The sequence below is a fragment of the Microbispora amethystogenes genome (genome assembly GCF_016863015.1).
Taxonomy (GTDB): domain Bacteria; phylum Actinomycetota; class Actinomycetes; order Streptosporangiales; family Streptosporangiaceae; genus Microbispora; species Microbispora amethystogenes.
Genome location: NZ_BOOB01000049.1, coordinates 58,544 through 74,814, shown reverse-complemented (window position 1 = coordinate 74,814; position 16,271 = coordinate 58,544). Strand labels below are relative to the sequence as shown.

Sequence of the window (16,271 nt, the reverse complement as noted above, 5' to 3'; positions counted from 1 at the left end):
CGACGATCCGGCGGCGACCGAATCACCGCCGGCGGGCCTCCCGCCTGATGCCGGCGCGCGCGGCGCGGAATTCGCCGCTGTTCGCGCCGGTAAACCCCCTTCAAACAAGACGCATAAGTGGGAACGCTCCCACGGCAACGGAGGCTATGGACGGGACCTTTCGTTCGTCAAGAGTCATGGAAGTTTCTGTCCGTTATTAGACCCAGGAGGGGGAATGTGAGGATATTGCCGCAGATCACGGACAATATGGGCTACAACCAGCCAAATCACCCTCAACGCCGAGGATTGACAGCACCCCCTGCCCCACCTACGCTCCGTGGGAGCGCTCCCAGAATGGGTGCTTCAGTCCCTGACGCCGGGAACCCGGTGCCGAGCGCGCCCCTCCCGTCAGTGACGCACCAGGAGCGGACCACCTTTGACCGTCACCGCCGCCGCGCCCCCTCGGAGCCCACGGCCCGCCGTGGCCGACCGGGATCTCCGCTCGCTGCTTCTCATCCGGCACTTCGAGCGAGCCCTGCTGCGCCTGTTCGAGCGGGGTGTGCTGAGCGGCACCACCCACACCTGCCTCGGGCAGGAGTACGTCCCGGTCGCCCTGTCGGCGCTGCTCCGGGACGACGACTTCGTGTTCAGCAACCACCGCGGGCACGGCCACTTCCTCGCCCGCCATCCGGACCCGCACGGCCTGCTCGCCGAGATCATGGGACGGGAGGGCGCCCTGTGCGGAGGCGTCGGCGGCAGCCAGCACATCTACCACCAGCGCTTCCTGTCCACGGGCGTGCAGGGCGAGAGCCTTCCGGTGGCGACCGGGGTGGCCCTGAAACTGGCCGGCACGGGCGCGCTGGCCTGCGCGTACATCGGGGACGGCACCTGGGGTGAGGGCGCCGTCTACGAGGCGCTCAACATGGCGTCACTGTGGCGGGTGCCGCTGCTGGTCGTGGTCGAGCACAACGGCATCGCCCAGTCGACCCCCACGTCCGTCCAGATGGCCGGCACGATCGCCGCCCGGGCGGCGGCCTTCGGCGTCCGCCACCACCACGTCGCGTCCGCCGACGTCGAAGAGATCAGGGCGGGCCTCGCCCCGCTGCTGGACGCCGTACGGACTGAGCCGTCCCCGCTGGTCGTGGAGTTCGCCACGCACCGTCTCGGACCGCACAGCAAGGGCGACGACACCCGCTCACCGGAGGAGATCCGCCGGGTCCGGGAGTCCGACTGGTACGACCGGTACGCCGAGGCCGATCCCGAGCGGTTCGCCCGGATCGACGCGGAGCAGCGAGATCTCGTCGAACGGGTGGTCGCCGAGGTCTCCGCCCGGCCCGCCGCCCAGGCCGCGTCCGCCCCCTCCGCTCCGTCACCGGAGGCGCGGCCGTGACCAGAGTCTCCGAGCACATCAACCAGGCGCTGCACGATCTCATGGAGTCCGACCCCTCGGTCCACCTGCTCGGCGAGGACGTCTGCGACCCGTACGGCGGCGCGTTCAAGGTGACCCGGGGGCTGTCCAGCCGGTTCGGTTCCCGGGTGCGGTCCACTCCGCTGAGCGAGGGCGCCATCGCGGGGGTCGGCGCCGGGCTGGCCCTGGCCGGCGACAAGGCCATCGTCGAGATCATGTTCGCCGACTTCGTTGCCCTGGCGTTCGACCAGATCACGAACTTCGCCGCCAAGTCCACCGCGATGTACGGCAGGCCCGTGCCGGTGCCGCTCGTGGTCCGCTGCCCCACGGGCGGCAACCGCGGCTACGGCCCCACCCACAGCCAGAACCCGCAGAAGCACTTCATCGGGGTGCCAGGGCTGTCCCTGTTCGAGATGACGCCGTTCCACGACGCCGGCGACCTGCTCACCCGGATGTTCGACCTGGGCCGTCCCTGCCTGTTCTTCGAGGACAAGGTCCTCTACACCCGGCAGATGCACGACACCGGCGACCTGTTCCGGTTCGAGGTGGCCGGCGACGTGGCGCGGGTGTACGTCGACGGCGCGGGCCCGCCCGACTGCACGCTGGTCACCCACGGCGGGCTCGTCCACCGGACGCTCGACGCCATGCGGGCGCTGCTGCTGGAGGACGAACTGGTCTGCGAACTGCTCGTGCCGGCCCAGCTCTATCCGGTGCCCCACCTGCCCAGGCTGGAGGACGCGCCGCACGTCTGCGTGGTGGACGACGGCACCGAGGGCGGCACCTGGGCGGCCGAGGTGGCCACGGCCCTCTACCCGCGCCTGTGGGGCCGCCTGCGCCGCCCGATCACCCTGGTCAACTCGGCGGACAGTGTGATCCCCGCCGCCCCCCATCTCGAACGCGAGGTGCTCGTGCAGGCCGTCCGCATCCGGGCCGCGGTGAGGGAGGCCCTGTCGTGACCGGCTTCCCCGTGCCCAAGCTGAACAACAACGACACGACGTACGTCCTGGTGGAGTGGCTGGCCGAGGACGGCCAGGCGGTGCGCGACGGTGATCCGGTCGTGCTGCTGGAGACGTCGAAGGCGACCGAGGAGGTCGTCGCCCCGCACGACGGCGTCCTGCGGCGGCTGCTCGCCGAGGGGGCCGAATGCGAGCCGGGGCAGGTGATCGCCCACCTGCTCGGGCCCGGTGACGAGACGGCCCCGGAAGGCCCGGCCGGCACCGTGGCCGGCGCCGCGACCACGGATAGCACGGGAGGCGACGGACGCGGGCCGGGCCTCCCGGCTGAGCCCGGCGACTCCGTTTCCAGCGGTCCGGGCCTCCCGGCCGGGCCAGGCGCTTCCGGGCCGGGCGGTCCCGGCGGCGCGGGTGCGGGCGACGGCTCCGGCGTCGTCGTCACCATGCCCGCCCGCGAGCTGATCGAGGCGCACGGCATCGCCATGGAGCGGGTGTACGCCCTCGGCCGCAAGATCATCAGGCGGGCCGACGTCGAGGAACTGCTCGGCGGTCCCTCTTCCGCCACGCCCCAAACCACCTCCACAGCCGGAGCCACCACCACGAACGGAGACGCCTCCGGGAGCGCCCTGCCGTCGACGGCGGGCCAGGCGAACGGCCTGCTGGCCCCGGCTCAGTCGGCAGTTCACTCGGCCACCGACTCGGCCCTGAACGGCGCGGAGCCGGACGACGACGCGCAGTGGATCACGCTGTCCCGGGCGCAGCAGCGGACGGCCGAGGTCGTCGAGCGGTCCCGGCGCGAGATCCCCGCGGCGTTCACGGTGATGACCGTCGACGTGACCGAGGTGCTGTCGCTCGCCCGCGACCTCACCCGGCGGCTGCGCGCCCTGGTCGGCCTGCCCGAGATGGTGGTGAAGGCGACGGGCGGGCTGCTCGACCGGTTCCCCGTCTTCTTCGCCGAGCCCGGCCCCGGCCCGCGCCCGCGCCTGCGGCGGGCCGCCACCGCCGACGTGGGCGTGACCGTCGACGTCGGCCGGGGACTGTTCATCCCGGTCGTCCGCGACGTGGGCGACCGGCCGCTCTCCGAGATCGCCGGCGACCTGGCCGGTTTCCGCAAGACGGCCCTCACCGGGTCGTTCCGGGAAAGCGACCTCCAAGGAGGCAATATCACGCTGACCCTGCACACCCACGACGGCATCGTGCACGCCGTCCCGATCGTCTTCCCCGGCCAGACGTGCGCGCTGTCGCTGACCGCGCCCCGCCCGGAGGTCGTCCCCGACGGCGCGGGCTTCGCCGTACGGAAGACCGCCGCGATCGGCCTCGCGTACGACCACCGTTTCGTCAACGGTCGCGATGCCGCGGAGTTCCTCGGCGAACTCCGGTCGGCGCTCGAATCACCCGCGCGTTTCCTCACTGAGAATGGATGAATCCCATGAACTCACCCGCACGGTTTCCGACCGACTTCGTCTGGGGTGCGTCGACCGCGGCGTACCAGGTCGAAGGCGCGACCACGGAGGACGGCCGCGGGCCCTCGGTGTGGGACACGTTCTGCGCGGTCCCGGGGAACGTGCTCGACGGCGACAACGGTGACCAGGCCGCCGACCACTACCATCGCTACAACGACGACCTGGACCTGATCGCCGATCTCGGCCTGGGCAGCTACCGCTTCTCGATCGCGTGGCCGCGGATCCAGCCGACCGGCTCGGGGAAGGCCAACCAGAAGGGCCTCGACTTCTACCGCAGGCTCGTCGACGGGCTCGTCGAACGCGGCATCCAGCCGATGGCCACGCTCTTCCACTGGGACCTGCCGCAGGCGCTGCAGGACCGAGGGGGCTGGGAGAACAGGGACACGGCCGAGCGCTTCGCCGAGTACGCCGAGATCTGCTTCGACGCCCTGGAGATCCGTGACTGGCTGACGATCAACGAGCCCAAGACGGTCGTCGACTGCGGCTACCGGGAGGGTCAGCACGCGCCGGGCTTCAAGGACGACGCGCGCGCGTTCGTCGCCTGCCACCACCTGCTGCTCGCCCACGGCCTCGCCTCGCGGGTGCTGCACGAGCGGCACGCGGGACGCCGGATCGGGCCGGCGCTCAACCTCCACCCGACGTACCCGGCCGACGACACCCCCGAGGCGCTCGAGGCGGCCCGCCACCAGGACGGCCTGGAGAACCGGCTCTACCTCGACCCCATCTTCAAGGGCTCCTACCCCGAGGACACGCTGCGCTGGATCTCCGAGCGCGGCCCGATGGCCGACCACATACTGGACGGCGACCTCGCCGTCATCAACGAGCCCATCGACATGCTCGGCGTGCAGTACTACACGCCGATCTTCGTGGACGCCAAGGGCGAGCGGGTCTTCCTGCACGAGCGGACCCAGGCCGAATGGCTGGAGGTCTACCCCGAGGGCTTCCACGACATCCTGATGCGGGTGCAGCGCGACTACCCCGGCGTGCCGATGATCATCACGGAGAACGGCCTGCCCACGGAGGACGTGCCCGGCCCCGACGGCCGCGTCCGCGACGAGCGGCGCATCACGTTCCTGCGCGACCACCTGGCCGCCATGCACCGCGCCATGGAGGAGGGTGCGCGGGTCGAGGGCTACCACGTGTGGTCGCTGCTCGACAACTTCGAGTGGGCGCAGGGCTACAGCCAGCGGTTCGGCATCGTGTACGTGGACTACTCGACCCAGAAGCGCACTCCCAAGGACAGCGCGCTCTGGTACCGCGACGTCGTGAAGAGCGGCGAACTGCGCTGACGCGCCCGCGCGGGAACCCGCGCATCCGCATTCGGGGTGTCACGCCACCCGCCCGCCGCCCCTCGCCCGGCGAGAGGGCGGCGACGCGTGCCTTGAGCGGCTGAAACTTTCAGCGTTGTCAGGTGGGCGATTTCCCATGCACGTGCAGCGGAACGCGCCGAACGGCAAATTCAAAGCCGTTATACCGATCTACGCCACAATCCCGGAATAAGTTGACGCGTTCGTCGGAAAGACTTAGCTTTACCTCCGGTGGGAGCGCTCCCACTTATTGCCCACCCCGCTTGGATCAAGGGCGATGAGCTGGGATAAAGTCCCTGCACACCGGCAGATGACCTATTTCTTGACCTCGCGTCAGCGAAAGGACTCCCCCCGTGCCTGACTACACGATCACCGGCGGCGGCTACCAGGCCACGATCAGCGAGCGGGGCGGCGCGCTCCGGGTGCTGCGGCACGGAGACCGCGACCTGGTGACGAGCTGGCCGGAGGGCGGGCCGGTCCCCTACTACAGCGGCACGATGCTCGCTCCCTGGCCGAACCGGGTGGTCGGGGCCGAGTACGCCTTCGACGGGCGGCGTCACCGCCTGCCGGTGAACGAGCCCGACCGCGGTCACGCCCTGCACGGCCTGGTCTCCGACCGCGACTGGGAGTGCGCGGAGCTGCTCGTGGTGGAGGACCACCACGGCCACGTGCGGCTGACGTACATCGTGGAGCCGGTCGAGGGCTATCCCCACAGGATCGCCCTGGAGGTGCGGCACTCGATCTCCGGGGAGGGCCTGTCCACCACGCTGACCGCGCAGAACGTCGGCGAGAGCGCCGCGCCGTACGGCTGTGGGCCGCACCCCTGGCTGCTGGCCGGGCCTGACGTGACCGCCTACGAGCTGGAGCTTCCGGCCGGCCGGGTGCTGCTCACCGACGACCTGCTCGCCCCCACCGACCTGGTGGACGTGGCGGGCACGCCGTACGACTTCCGGGCGCCGCGCGTCATCGGGGAGACGGCGGTCGACCACGCCTTCACCGGCGTGGCGGAGGGACGGGTGCGCGTGCGCGGCCCGGAAGGCGTGGTGGACCTGACCTGGGACCCGGAGGTCATGCCGTGGGTCCAGATCTGCACCGGTACGGGGCTCGGCCACCGGGGGCTGGCCGTGGAGCCCATGACCTGCCCGCCCGACGCGTTCAACTCGGGCACCGATCTGGTCGTTCTGCAGCCGGGGGACAAGCACGAGGCCACGTGGACCATCGCGGCCGCCACCGAGGAAGACTGAATTGGACAGCAGGACCAAGAGACGACTGTCCCCCGCTCAGCTCGGCGAGATCGCCCGTGACGCCCTGGGTCGCGCACTGACCTCTTCGGAGGAGCTCACCGACGGCTTCGCCAACGCCGCGTGGCGGCTCGGGCTCGACGACGGGCGCCAGGTGGTGCTCAAGCTGGGGCCGCCGCCGGACCTCCGGATGCTGACGTACGAACGGCACCTGCTGCGCACCGAGGCGATGGTCTACCACCTGGCCAAGCCCGCCGGGGTGCCGATGCCCGACCTGCTGCACGCCTCGTTCGACGATTCGGCGCTCGGCGGCGACTATCTCATCCTGTCCGCCCTCGACGGCGCCGCGTGGAGCGCGACCTCTCTCGGCCCGGCGGAGGAGAGCGCGATCCGGTTCGAGCTGGGCCGCCACCTCGCCCGGCTGCACGCGATCCCGGGCACCGGCGTCTTCGGCTACCCGTACGCCGGGCTCACCGGGCGCACGTGGCGGGACGCGTTCCTCGTCATGATGGGCGCGATGCTCGACGACGCCGTCCACTACAACACCCGGCTTCCCGCGACGATCGTGGAGATCGCCGGGCTCGTCCACCGGAACGCGCACGTCCTCGACGAGGTGGTCACTCCGGCTCTGGTCCACTTCGACGTGTGGCCCGGCAACGTGTTCCTCGACGGCGACCGGCGCGTCCAGGCGATCATCGACTTCGAGAGGGCCTTCTGGGGCGATCCGCTGGCCGATTTCATCACTCCCACCCTGTTCGGCGAGCTGCGCGAGGACGACCCCCTGCTCACCGGCTACCGGAGTGAGGGCGGCAGAGCGGACCTCGGCGAGGGCGCCTGGACCCGGCTCGCCCTCTACCGGGTCTACCTCTACCTGATCATGCTTGTGGAGGACGGCCCGCGGCAGTACCCGGAGGAGTCCTACGCCCGCATCCGCGACCTGTCCACCCGATCACTCGCGAGCTGCCTCGACACCCTGAGGGCCGGCCTGCGGCAGCACGGGCCACACGCCCGCGTCTGAACCGGGCTCCGGCCCGGCCCCGTCCCACCGTCCGACGGGCACGCCACACCCCCGTGACCACCCAGGGTCACGGGGGTGTGGTCCGTTCCGGATCAGGCGTCCAGCACGAGCGACTGCGAGCCGCAGCCGGTGCCGGTGTGCGGTTCGGCGTCTCCGGTCGCCGCGACGGCCGCGGGGGCGCCGACGGTCACCGAGGCCACGAGGGCCAGGACCATCGCTCCGGCCGCGACGCGCGGCGCGCGGGGGACACGAGCAATCACGACGACTCCTCACAGCCGATATTCATTGATCACAAAATAGCGTGCCCGCGGCCGCTCCGGTAGGCCCGCTTCGCCCCGCTCCCCCGGCCCGCGGCGGGTCACCATGTGCTCCCCCTCCGGGTATGGAGTCACCGAGCCGCTCGTGCGACAATTTCAGCGGGTGATGAATTATGGACACGACATGCGTGATCGCGGGCGGCGGGCCCGCGGGGGCCGTGCTCGGGCTGCTGCTGGCCCGTGCGGGCGTCGACGTCACACTCCTGGAGAAACATGCGGACTTCCTGCGCGACTTCCGCGGTGACACGATCCATCCCTCCACCCTTCAGGTGCTGGACGAGATCGGGCTGGCCGAGGCGTTCCACCGGCTGCCGCACTTCGAAGCGCACACCATGTCCGTGGAGACCGACGAGGGCCGGGTGCCGATCGCCGACCTGCGGAGGCTTCCCGGCAAGTACCGGTACATCGCCTTCGTCCCGCAGTGGGACTTCCTCGACCTCGTCACGGGAGAGGCGCGCCGTCACCCCAACTTCCGCCTGCTGATGAACGCCACGGTCACCGACCTCGTACGGGACGACGGCGTCGTCCGGGGGGTGCGCTACCGGGACGAACGCGGCGCGGAGCACGAGATCCGGGCCACGCTGACGGTCGCGGCCGACGGCCGGACCTCCGTACTGCGGCAGGCGGCCGGCCTCGCGCCCCGGCGGTTCGGCGCGCCGATGGACGTCGTCTGGTTCCGGCTGCCGCGCGAGGACGGCGATCCGGGGCAGCCGTTCCTGCGGGCGTCGGCCGGGGAGCTCATGGTCGCCATCGTGCGGGAGACGCACTGGCAGCTCGCCTACGTCATCCCCAAGGGCGGCTTCGAGGCGCTGCGGGCACAGGGCGTCGGGGAGCTGCGCGACCGGGTGCGGCTGCTGCTGCCCTTCCTCGGCGGCCGGGTGGACGATCTGCGCTCCTTCGACGAGACCGGCGTGCTGCGGGTCGAGGTGAACCGGATCTCCCGGTGGCATCTCCCCGGCCTGCTGCTGATCGGCGACGCGGCGCACGCGATGTCGCCGGTCTTCGGCGTCGGGATCAACCTGGCGGTGCAGGACGCCGTCGCGACGGCCAACATCGTCGGGCCGGCCCTGCTGCGCGGCCGGGCGCCCTCGGCGCTGCTGGCGAAGGTGCAGCGCCGCCGCCGGATTCCCACGGTCGTCGTCCAGACCGCGCAGCGGCTGGTGCAGGACCGGTTCATCCGGCCCACCCTCGCCTCCCGTTCCGTACGGACGATTCCCGATCTCACCCGCGTGCCGGTGGTCCGCTCACTGCTGCCCAGATTCGTCGGCCTCGGCGTGCTTCCCGAGCACGTCCGTCTTCCGCCACGAGTGAAAGGATCTCAGCAGATGGACAAGGAGGAGGCCACAGGGGACGCGGTGCAATAACCTTGGTGTCCGTGAGCGCATCGAACCTGGACTCCTGGCGTGACCTGGCCGCGGCCCAGCAGCCCGACTGGCCCGACCGCGGTGAGCTCGACAAGGTCGTCGCGGAGCTGGCGAGCCTGCCTCCGCTGGTCTTCGCGGGCGAGTGCGACCAGCTCAAGGACAGCATGGCCGCGGTCGCCCGCGGCGAGGCGTTCGTCCTGCAGGGCGGCGACTGCGCCGAGACCTTCGCGGGCGCCACGGCCGAGAACGTGCGCAACAAGCTCAAGACGCTGTTGCAGATGGCGATCGTGCTGACCTACGCCGGCCGCGTCCCGGTCGTCAAGATCGGCCGGCTGGCGGGCCAGTTCGCCAAGCCGCGCTCCAAGCCCACCGAGGTCCGCGACGGCGTCGAGCTGCCCGCCTACCGGGGCGACATGGTCAACGGGTTCGACTTCACCCCCGAGTCCCGCCGTCCCGACCCGAACCGGCTGCTGCGCGCCTACCACTCCTCGGCCGTCACGCTGAACCTCGCGCGGGCCTTCACCAAGGGCGGCTACGCCGACCTCCGCCAGGTCCACGCGTGGAACCAGGACTTCGTCGCCGAGTCCCCGGCCGGGCGGCGCTACGAGCAGCTCGCGCGGGAGATCGACCAGGCGCTCGCGTTCATGCGGGCCTGCGGGGCCGACCCCGAGGAGTTCCACACCGTCGAGTTCTACTCCTCGCACGAGTCCCTGATCCTCGACTACGACCGGGCGCTCACCCGGATCGACTCGCGTACGGGCCTGCCGTACGACGTGTCGGCGCACATGGTCTGGATCGGCGAGCGCACCCGGCAGCTCGACGGGGCGCACGTGGAGTTCTTCAGCCGCATCCGCAACCCGATCGGCGTGAAGCTCGGCCCGACGACCACGCCCGAAGAGGCCATCAGCCTGATCGACAAGCTCAACCCCGACAACGAGCCGGGGCGGCTCACCTTCATCACCCGGATGGGCGCCGGGAAGGTCCGCGACGCGCTGCCGACGCTCGTCGAGAAGGTCAACGCGAGCGGCGCGACCGTGGCCTGGGTGTGCGACCCCATGCACGGCAACACGTTCGAGGCCCCGAGCGGCCACAAGACCCGCCGGCTCGACGACGTGCTCGACGAGGTCGCGGGCTTCTTCGAGGTCCACCACGCCCTCGGCACGCACCCCGGCGGCATCCACATCGAGTTCACCGGCGACGACGTGACCGAGTGCGTCGGCGGCGGGCACGCGATCGTGGAGGAGGACCTGGCGCTGCGGTACGAGACCGCCTGCGACCCCCGCCTCAACCGCGGTCAGTCGCTCGACCTCGCCTTCCGCGTCGCGGAGCTGTACCGAGCCAGCTGAGCGCGACGCCTCGCCCCCGACGCCGTCTCCCCCGGCCCGCGTGACTCCCGGCCCGGGGTGAGGGGCCGGAGGTGAAGGGTGGCCGGGGTGACGGGGGCCGGGCCGATCCGGCCCGGCGCGGCCCGGCGCCTCAGCCGTTCTTGGCCTCCGCCTCGATCTGGGCACGGATGGAGTCCATGTCCAGCGCGCGGAGCTGACTGATCAGGTCCTCAAGCGCCGGCTTGGGCAGCGCGCCCGGCTGCGCGAACACCACGATGCCGTCCCGGATCGCCATGATCGTGGGGATCGCCGTGATCTCGAACCCCTCCGACAGGCCCGGCTGCGCCTCCGTGTCGATCTTGCCGAACGTGATGTCCGCGTGCTCTTCGGACGCCTTTTCGAAGATCGGTGCGAACGATCGGCAGGGGCCACACCAGGACGCCCAGAAATCGAGCAGTACGATGCCGTTGTCGGCGATGTCGTTGAAGTTCTTCTCGGTCACCTCGACGGTTGCCATGGGCGACTCCTTTCAGTCGGTCTTCAGCGGGCATAACCAGCCGGACGATCCCAGCATTCCATTCGCGATGAGCCTCATGTCACCGGGCAGGAGACCCCCTTGAGCTGACTCTAGAAGGAGCAGGCGGATGACGACTCACGCCGTACGGCCGAGTGATCTGGTGCCCCAGCGGGGCCCCGGCGCCCGCATCACCTCGTGGCTGTCGACCACGGACCACAAGGTCATCGGCAACCTGTACATGGTCACCGCGTTCTGCTTCTTCCTTGTCGGCGGCCTGGAAGCGATGATCATCCGCGCGGAGCTCTTCGAGCCGGGAATGCAGTTCGTCACCCTGCAGCAGTACAACATGATGTTCACGCTGCACGGCAGCGTCATGCTGCTGCTGTTCGCGACCCCGTTGTTCGCGGGCTTCGCCAACGCGGTCATGCCGCTGCAGATCGGCGCTCCGGACGTGGCGTTCCCCCGGCTGAACATGGCGAGCTACTGGCTGTTCCTGTTCGGCGGGCTGATGGTGGTGGGGTCGTCGCTGGCGGGCGGGGCGCCGACCTTCGGGTGGACGGCCTACACGCCGCTGTCGACCGCGCCCTTCACCCCGCAGCTCGGCGGAGACCTGTGGATCATGGGGCTGGCGCTCTCCGGCCTCGGGACGATCCTCGGCTCGGTCAACTTCATCACCACGATCATGTGCATGCGCGCACCGGGCATGACCATGTTCCGGATGCCGATCTTCACCTGGAACGTGTTCTTCACCTCGATCCTCGTGCTGATCGCCTTCCCGGTGCTCGCCGCCGCGCTGCTGGCGCTGGAGATCGAGCGCAAGCTCGGGGCGCACATCTACGACCCGCAGACGGGGGGCCCGCTGCTCTGGCAGCACCTGTTCTGGTTCTTCGGCCACCCCGAGGTCTACATCATCGCGATCCCGTTCTTCGGCATCATCACCGAGGTCATCCCCGTCTTCAGCCGCAAGCCGATCTTCGGGTACATCGGCCTGGTCGGCGCGACGATCGCGATCACCGCGCTGTCGGTGACCGTCTGGGCCCACCACATGTTCGCCACCGGGCGCGTGCTGCTGCCGTTCTTCTCGCTGATGTCATTCCTCATCGCGGTGCCGACCGGGGTGAAGTTCTTCAACTGGACGGGCACGATGTGGCGGGGCCACATCACGTTCGAGACACCCATGCTGTGGGCGGTGGGCTTCCTCGTCACGTTCCTGCTCGGCGGGCTGACCGGGGTGATCCTCGCGTCGCCGCCGCTGGACTTCCACGTGACCGACACCTACTTCGTGGTCGCCCACTTCCACTACGTGGTCTTCGGCACCGTGGTGTTCGCGATGTTCGCGGGCTTCTACTTCTGGTGGCCCAAGTTCACCGGGCGGATGCTGAACGAACGCCTCGGGAAGATCCACTTCTGGATGCTGTTCGTCGGGTTCCACATGACGTTCCTCATCCAGCACCTGCTGGGCGCGCAGGGCATGCCGCGACGGTACGGCGACTACTCGCCCAACGACGGCTTCACCTGGATGCACCAGTTGTCGAGCGTGGGATCGTTCCTGCTCGGGCTGTCCACCCTGCCGTTCATCTACAACCTCTGGTGGACCTGGCGGCACGGGGAGAGGGTGACGGTGAACGACCCGTGGGGGCACGCCAACTCGCTGGAGTGGGCCACCTCCTGCCCGCCCCCGCGGCACAACTTCGTGTCGATCCCGCCGATCCGCTCCGAGCGGCCCGCCTTCGACCTGCGCTACCCCAGGGTCGGCGGTAAGCCGGGCGAGCCGCCGGAGACCAAGCGGGACCTGGTCGATCCCAACGCGTGAGCCTCAGCCCCCGCCGCCGGGCAGGTTCAGCCCGACGAGCAGCGGGTCGTGGTCGGAGGACCGGAACGCGTCGGGCCGGTACAGCCCCGGCGGGTTGAACTCGGTGGTGTAGTCGAGGATGCGGGACTCGTCGGAGTTGACGTGCCAGATCGTCGCCCCGGTTACCCGGCTCGCCAGTTCACCGCCGGCGAGGGCGTGGTCGAGCTCGCCCGACCGCCCGCCGAACAGGAAGCTGTAGCGCGAAGGTTCCGGGACGAACCGCTTGGTGAGGCTGACCAGCCCGCTTTGCTCCAGCGTGTGGATCGGGTCCTCCTCGCCGTACGCGTTGAGGTCGCCGATCACCAGCGGGTCGGGCAGGTCCATGCTCTCGATCAGCCCGAGCACCGCTCTTGCCTGCCGGACTCTCTCGTCGTTGTAGCAGCCCTGGCCGTGCTCCTGGTCTGGAGCGGGCGCGTCCGCGTCGCAGCCCTTCGACTTGAAGTGGTTCACGACCAGAGTGAACGGCGGACCGCCACCGGCCCGGCGGAACTCCTGGATGAGCGGCGGACGGCGGAAGACGGGGTCGGTGGACGACCGGGCGGCGCCGACCGGGGTGACCCTGGCCGGCTTGTAGATCGCCGCCACATGGATGGCGTCGCCGCCCGGATGAGGGTGGACCAGCGCCTCGTAGGTTCCCGCGCCGGCCTTGGCGTTGAGCGCGTCCACGAGGGCCTGGAGCGCGGTCAGGCCGTTGTTCTCGACCTCCATCAGGCCCACGACGTCGGCGTCGAGGCCCTGCAGCGTGGCGACGATCTTGGCGAGCTGGCGCCGCTGTTCGAGGGCCGTGGCGGCGCCCCGGGAGCCGAGCGTGGTGAACCAGTTGAGCGTGTTCAGGCTCGCCACCCGCACGGTGCCGCCGACCGGCAGGGGGGCGCTCAGCCGGGGGTTGGTGCGGGCGAAGCGGATCTCCTGGGTGGGCTCCAGGCGGTACGCGTCGAAGCCGTAGCTGAGGACTCCGGTGATCCCGGGGGCGGTGTCGCCCAGGCGGGGAACTGCTGGGGAGCCGGCGTACGGGATGGTGGCGGGGTTCCGCACGGTGGAGCCGTCGTCGACGAGCAGGGATCGGCGCGCGTCGAGCGCCGGGTCGACGCCCTCGCGGTCGGTCGGCTGGAAGAGCCGGCCTCCGGCCGCGATGGTCACCTCGCCGTACCGGCCGAGGTCGTAGTGGTCGGTGAGGGTCAGCGGGCCGGGGAACGTCACGAGCATGTTCTCCAGCGGCTCGAAGGTCGTGCCCGCGGCCCTCGGCAGGACGACGCGGGCGGGCCTGACGGTCCCGGTGCCGCAGACCTCGACGGCGGTGACCGGGGAGAGCTCGGTCAGCCCGTCGAACTCGGCCACCCGGCCGGTGACGAGCACCCGGTCACCGGCCCTGACGTCCGTGGCGGATTCCCGGGCGAGCGCGAACAGGCCGTCGGAGGTGGCGGGGTCGGCGTCCGGCGCCGGGTCCTGGAAGTAGAACCCGCCGAGCTGGTCGGGGCGCTGGAAGTCTCCGGTCACCACGCCTTCGACCCGGACCGTCTGCCCGACGAGCGGGGAGGCGGTCCCGCTGCCCTGCACCTCGGCGATCCGCCGGTCCGGCGGCACCGTGCAGGAGTCCCCGGCCGTCACGACGGTGCCCGTCTCGGCCGAGCCTGGCAGCGTCGAGACGGCCGTGGCGACGGCGGGCAGCAGGCCGGCCGCGACGAGCACGGCGGCGGCCCGGCCGCCGATACGGCGGCGGAGGCCGCGACCACCGGGGTGGTCAGCGGGGCTGACTCGGCGGAGAGCACGCATGCCCCGGACCTTAGGGGCACGCCTCCGCAACACCAGGACCAAGCGGTGGCTTTGGGAAAACGTTGGCCTTATTTGACGAGCTGTGTACGGCACGGCAGTGCGCGTGCCGCCGCCGCGCGGTGCTGTAGTCGCACGGTGCTGTAGTCGCGCGGTGCGGCCGGCGCCGGATCGGCCCACCGGACAGGCCCGGCCGCACCGGTTCGGGCGGGTCGAGGTGCGCGTGGTGGCGGGCGGGTCAGGGATGGACGACCGCCACCGGACAGGTGACGGCGTCGATCAGCGGCCGGGTGACCGACCCGAGCCTCGCGAGCACGCTCTTCTGCCGGGTCGCGCCGACGACCAGCATCGTCGCGCCGGAAGAGGTGTCGGCCAGCACGTCGAGCACCGGGCCTCCGACGGGCTGGAGCGCCGTCTCCACGTGCGGGTACCGCTCCCGCCAGGGCCGTACGGCGGCTTCCAGCAGCTCGACCGCCTCCCGCCCGGGGACGTCGGCCATCACCATGGGCGCCATGCCCGCGCTCCAGGCGGCGGCCGGGTGACGCATGGCATGCACCGCGATCACCGACAGTCCGCGCAGGGCGGCCTCACGGTAGGCGAAGGCGAGGACGTGGTCGTCGCCGCCCCCGACGCCCGCGACGATCGGGCCGGGATGGCGCGGATGCGGCAGCGATCCCACGCCGCGCACCACGATCACGGGACAGCGCGCGTGCGTCGCGACGTGCCCGGCGACCGAGCCCATCACACGGCGGGCCGGTCCGCTCAGGCCCCGGGACCCCACCACGACGAGACCGGCCGCATCCGACAGCTCCACGAGCCGCTCGGTGGCCGGGCCCTCGAACAGGTCCTCCCGCACGCGGACGCCGCTCGTGCACTGGCGCGCGCACTCGGCGCCGTGCCACAGAACGTGCTCGGCCGCGTGGTGCAGCGACTTGCGCGCCTCCTCGTCGCCCTGGGCGTACGGCGACTGCCAGGCGTGGCACACGGTGATGGGAGCCCGGCGGAACTCGGCCTCGTCCATCGCCCAGTCGAGCGCCTGCATGGCGTAGTCGGAGCCGTCGTAGCCGACGACGATCCCCCGGCCGATCTCCTCGCCGGTCTCCTGGCTGGTCCCCTGCTGCCTGTCAGCATCCATGTCCCCAGGCTGCCCCGGAGCCGTACGGCCGGGCAGGGCGGAAAGTCCCGAAAGGGGGAGGACGTCCGGCCCCGGGCCGGATCAGGAGCAGCTCAGGAGCGGCTGCCGGCGAGCATCCCGGGACGACGGTCGTGCTCCATGCCGGGCAGCACGACGACGACCGGGCACCTGGCCCGCAGCAGACAGGCGGAGACGACGGGGTTGAGCACGGGGTAGGGCTCGGACTCGGCCTCGTGGGCGCCCAGCACCAGCAGGTCGGCGCCGTCCGTCGCGCGGAGCAGGACCTGTGCCGGGGGGCCCTCCACGACGACGGGCTCGACGTGCCGCTCCCCAAGCTCGGCGACCGCCTGCCCGGCGATGTCCAGGGCGGCCCGGCGTTCCTCCTCCCGGGAGGTGCGGCCCGCGATCGGCGCGTAGTGCGCGTGCAACCCGCCCGTCCACTCCCAGGCGTACACCGCCTCCACCACCGCGCCGCGCAGCGAACCCTCGGCGGCGGCCCACCGAAGTGCGGCCTGCGACGCCATCGACCCGTTGATTCCCACCACGATCTTCGGCTGGTTCACGTCCCGCCTCGCTCTCCGCTCTCAGTCTCGCCCACCGGGGTTAACGGCATGTTGCCGCG

The 16,271-nt window shown here is 71.1% G+C and carries 14 protein-coding genes; 9 read left to right on the top strand and 5 right to left on the bottom strand.

The features are described from left to right. The first annotated feature begins 415 nt into the window (after positions 1-415). From Mam01_RS29340 to Mam01_RS29315, 6 genes are all read left to right on the top strand, one after another. A complete protein-coding gene (locus Mam01_RS29340; protein WP_204288443.1) occupies positions 416-1,369 on the top strand; it encodes a thiamine pyrophosphate-dependent dehydrogenase E1 component subunit alpha in 954 nt (317 codons plus the stop codon). Beyond that, on the top strand, positions 1,366-2,343 hold the full coding sequence (locus Mam01_RS29335; RefSeq protein WP_204288442.1) for an alpha-ketoacid dehydrogenase subunit beta: 978 nt from the start codon (positions 1,366-1,368) through the stop codon (positions 2,341-2,343). The genes Mam01_RS29340 and Mam01_RS29335 overlap by 4 nt, the downstream gene beginning before the upstream one ends. Continuing rightward, on the top strand, positions 2,340-3,764 hold the full coding sequence (locus Mam01_RS29330; RefSeq protein WP_204288441.1) for a 2-oxo acid dehydrogenase subunit E2: 1,425 nt from the start codon (positions 2,340-2,342) through the stop codon (positions 3,762-3,764). Before Mam01_RS29335 ends, Mam01_RS29330 begins: the two co-directional genes overlap by 4 nt. A gap of 5 nt (positions 3,765-3,769) precedes the next feature. Further along, the gene (locus Mam01_RS29325) at positions 3,770-5,092 is read left to right on the top strand and encodes a GH1 family beta-glucosidase (RefSeq protein WP_204288440.1); all 1,323 of its coding nucleotides are present in this window, start codon (positions 3,770-3,772) and stop codon (positions 5,090-5,092) included. 371 nt (positions 5,093-5,463) lie between these two features. Then, the gene (locus tag Mam01_RS29320) at positions 5,464-6,354 is read left to right on the top strand and encodes an aldose 1-epimerase family protein (RefSeq protein WP_204288439.1); all 891 of its coding nucleotides are present in this window, start codon (positions 5,464-5,466) and stop codon (positions 6,352-6,354) included. Position 6,355: 1 nt separating this feature from the next. Next, positions 6,356-7,369: a phosphotransferase family protein gene (locus Mam01_RS29315; RefSeq protein WP_204288438.1), complete on the top strand. Its 1,014-nt coding sequence runs from the start codon at positions 6,356-6,358 to the stop codon at positions 7,367-7,369. Positions 7,370-7,461: 92 nt separating this feature from the next. Here the strand turns inward: Mam01_RS29315 and Mam01_RS29310 are convergent, their stop codons facing one another. Beyond that, on the bottom strand, positions 7,462-7,629 hold the full coding sequence (locus Mam01_RS29310) for a hypothetical protein (protein ID WP_191910203.1): 168 nt from the start codon (positions 7,627-7,629) through the stop codon (positions 7,462-7,464). Positions 7,630-7,799: 170 nt separating this feature from the next. Between Mam01_RS29310 and Mam01_RS29305 the strand changes: the two genes are divergently transcribed. Together Mam01_RS29305 and Mam01_RS29300 are read left to right on the top strand one after the other, a co-directional pair. Next, complete coding sequence (locus Mam01_RS29305; RefSeq protein WP_204288437.1) at positions 7,800-9,050, top strand: FAD-dependent oxidoreductase; 1,251 nt, start codon at positions 7,800-7,802, stop codon at positions 9,048-9,050. 11 nt (positions 9,051-9,061) lie between these two features. After that, positions 9,062-10,396, top strand: a complete 1,335-nt coding sequence (locus Mam01_RS29300; protein ID WP_373868731.1) for a class II 3-deoxy-7-phosphoheptulonate synthase — start codon at positions 9,062-9,064, stop codon at positions 10,394-10,396. A 130-nt stretch (positions 10,397-10,526) separates the two neighbouring features. On the opposite strand, the gene trxA is transcribed toward Mam01_RS29300, so the two are convergent. Next, positions 10,527-10,892, bottom strand: a complete 366-nt coding sequence (gene trxA / locus Mam01_RS29295; RefSeq protein WP_111701033.1) for a thioredoxin — start codon at positions 10,890-10,892, stop codon at positions 10,527-10,529. Positions 10,893-11,019: 127 nt separating this feature from the next. Between trxA and ctaD the strand changes: the two genes are divergently transcribed. Beyond that, positions 11,020-12,705 carry an aa3-type cytochrome oxidase subunit I gene (ctaD, locus tag Mam01_RS29290; RefSeq protein WP_204288435.1) on the top strand — a complete coding sequence of 562 codons (1,686 nt, stop codon included), beginning with the start codon at positions 11,020-11,022 and terminating at the stop codon, positions 12,703-12,705. Between the two features lie 3 nt (positions 12,706-12,708). Here ctaD and Mam01_RS29285 read toward each other — a convergent pair whose 3' ends face one another. From Mam01_RS29285 to Mam01_RS29275, 3 genes are all read right to left on the bottom strand, one after another. Then, positions 12,709-14,517: an ExeM/NucH family extracellular endonuclease gene (locus Mam01_RS29285; protein WP_204288434.1), complete on the bottom strand. Its 1,809-nt coding sequence runs from the start codon at positions 14,515-14,517 to the stop codon at positions 12,709-12,711. Between the two features lie 235 nt (positions 14,518-14,752). Further along, a complete protein-coding gene (locus Mam01_RS29280) occupies positions 14,753-15,649 on the bottom strand; it encodes a universal stress protein (protein ID WP_204288433.1) in 897 nt (298 codons plus the stop codon). 92 nt (positions 15,650-15,741) lie between these two features. After that, complete coding sequence (locus Mam01_RS29275) at positions 15,742-16,212, bottom strand: universal stress protein (protein ID WP_150934880.1); 471 nt, start codon at positions 16,210-16,212, stop codon at positions 15,742-15,744. Positions 16,213-16,271 lie beyond the last annotated feature (59 nt).

What these genes read in the sequence shown, in the direction of transcription:
- Mam01_RS29325 (WP_204288440.1), top strand. Translation starts at nt 3,770, where the DNA reads ATGAACTCACCCGCACGGTTTCCGACCGACTTCGTCTGGGGTGCGTCG.
- Mam01_RS29305 (WP_204288437.1), top strand. Translation starts at nt 7,800, where the DNA reads ATGGACACGACATGCGTGATCGCGGGCGGCGGGCCCGCGGGGGCCGTG.
- trxA (WP_111701033.1), bottom strand. Translation starts at nt 10,892, where the DNA reads ATGGCAACCGTCGAGGTGACCGAGAAGAACTTCAACGACATCGCCGAC.
- ctaD (WP_204288435.1), top strand. Translation starts at nt 11,020, where the DNA reads ATGACGACTCACGCCGTACGGCCGAGTGATCTGGTGCCCCAGCGGGGC.
- Mam01_RS29285 (WP_204288434.1), bottom strand. Translation starts at nt 14,517, where the DNA reads ATGCGTGCTCTCCGCCGAGTCAGCCCCGCTGACCACCCCGGTGGTCGC.
- Mam01_RS29280 (WP_204288433.1), bottom strand. Translation starts at nt 15,649, where the DNA reads ATGGATGCTGACAGGCAGCAGGGGACCAGCCAGGAGACCGGCGAGGAG.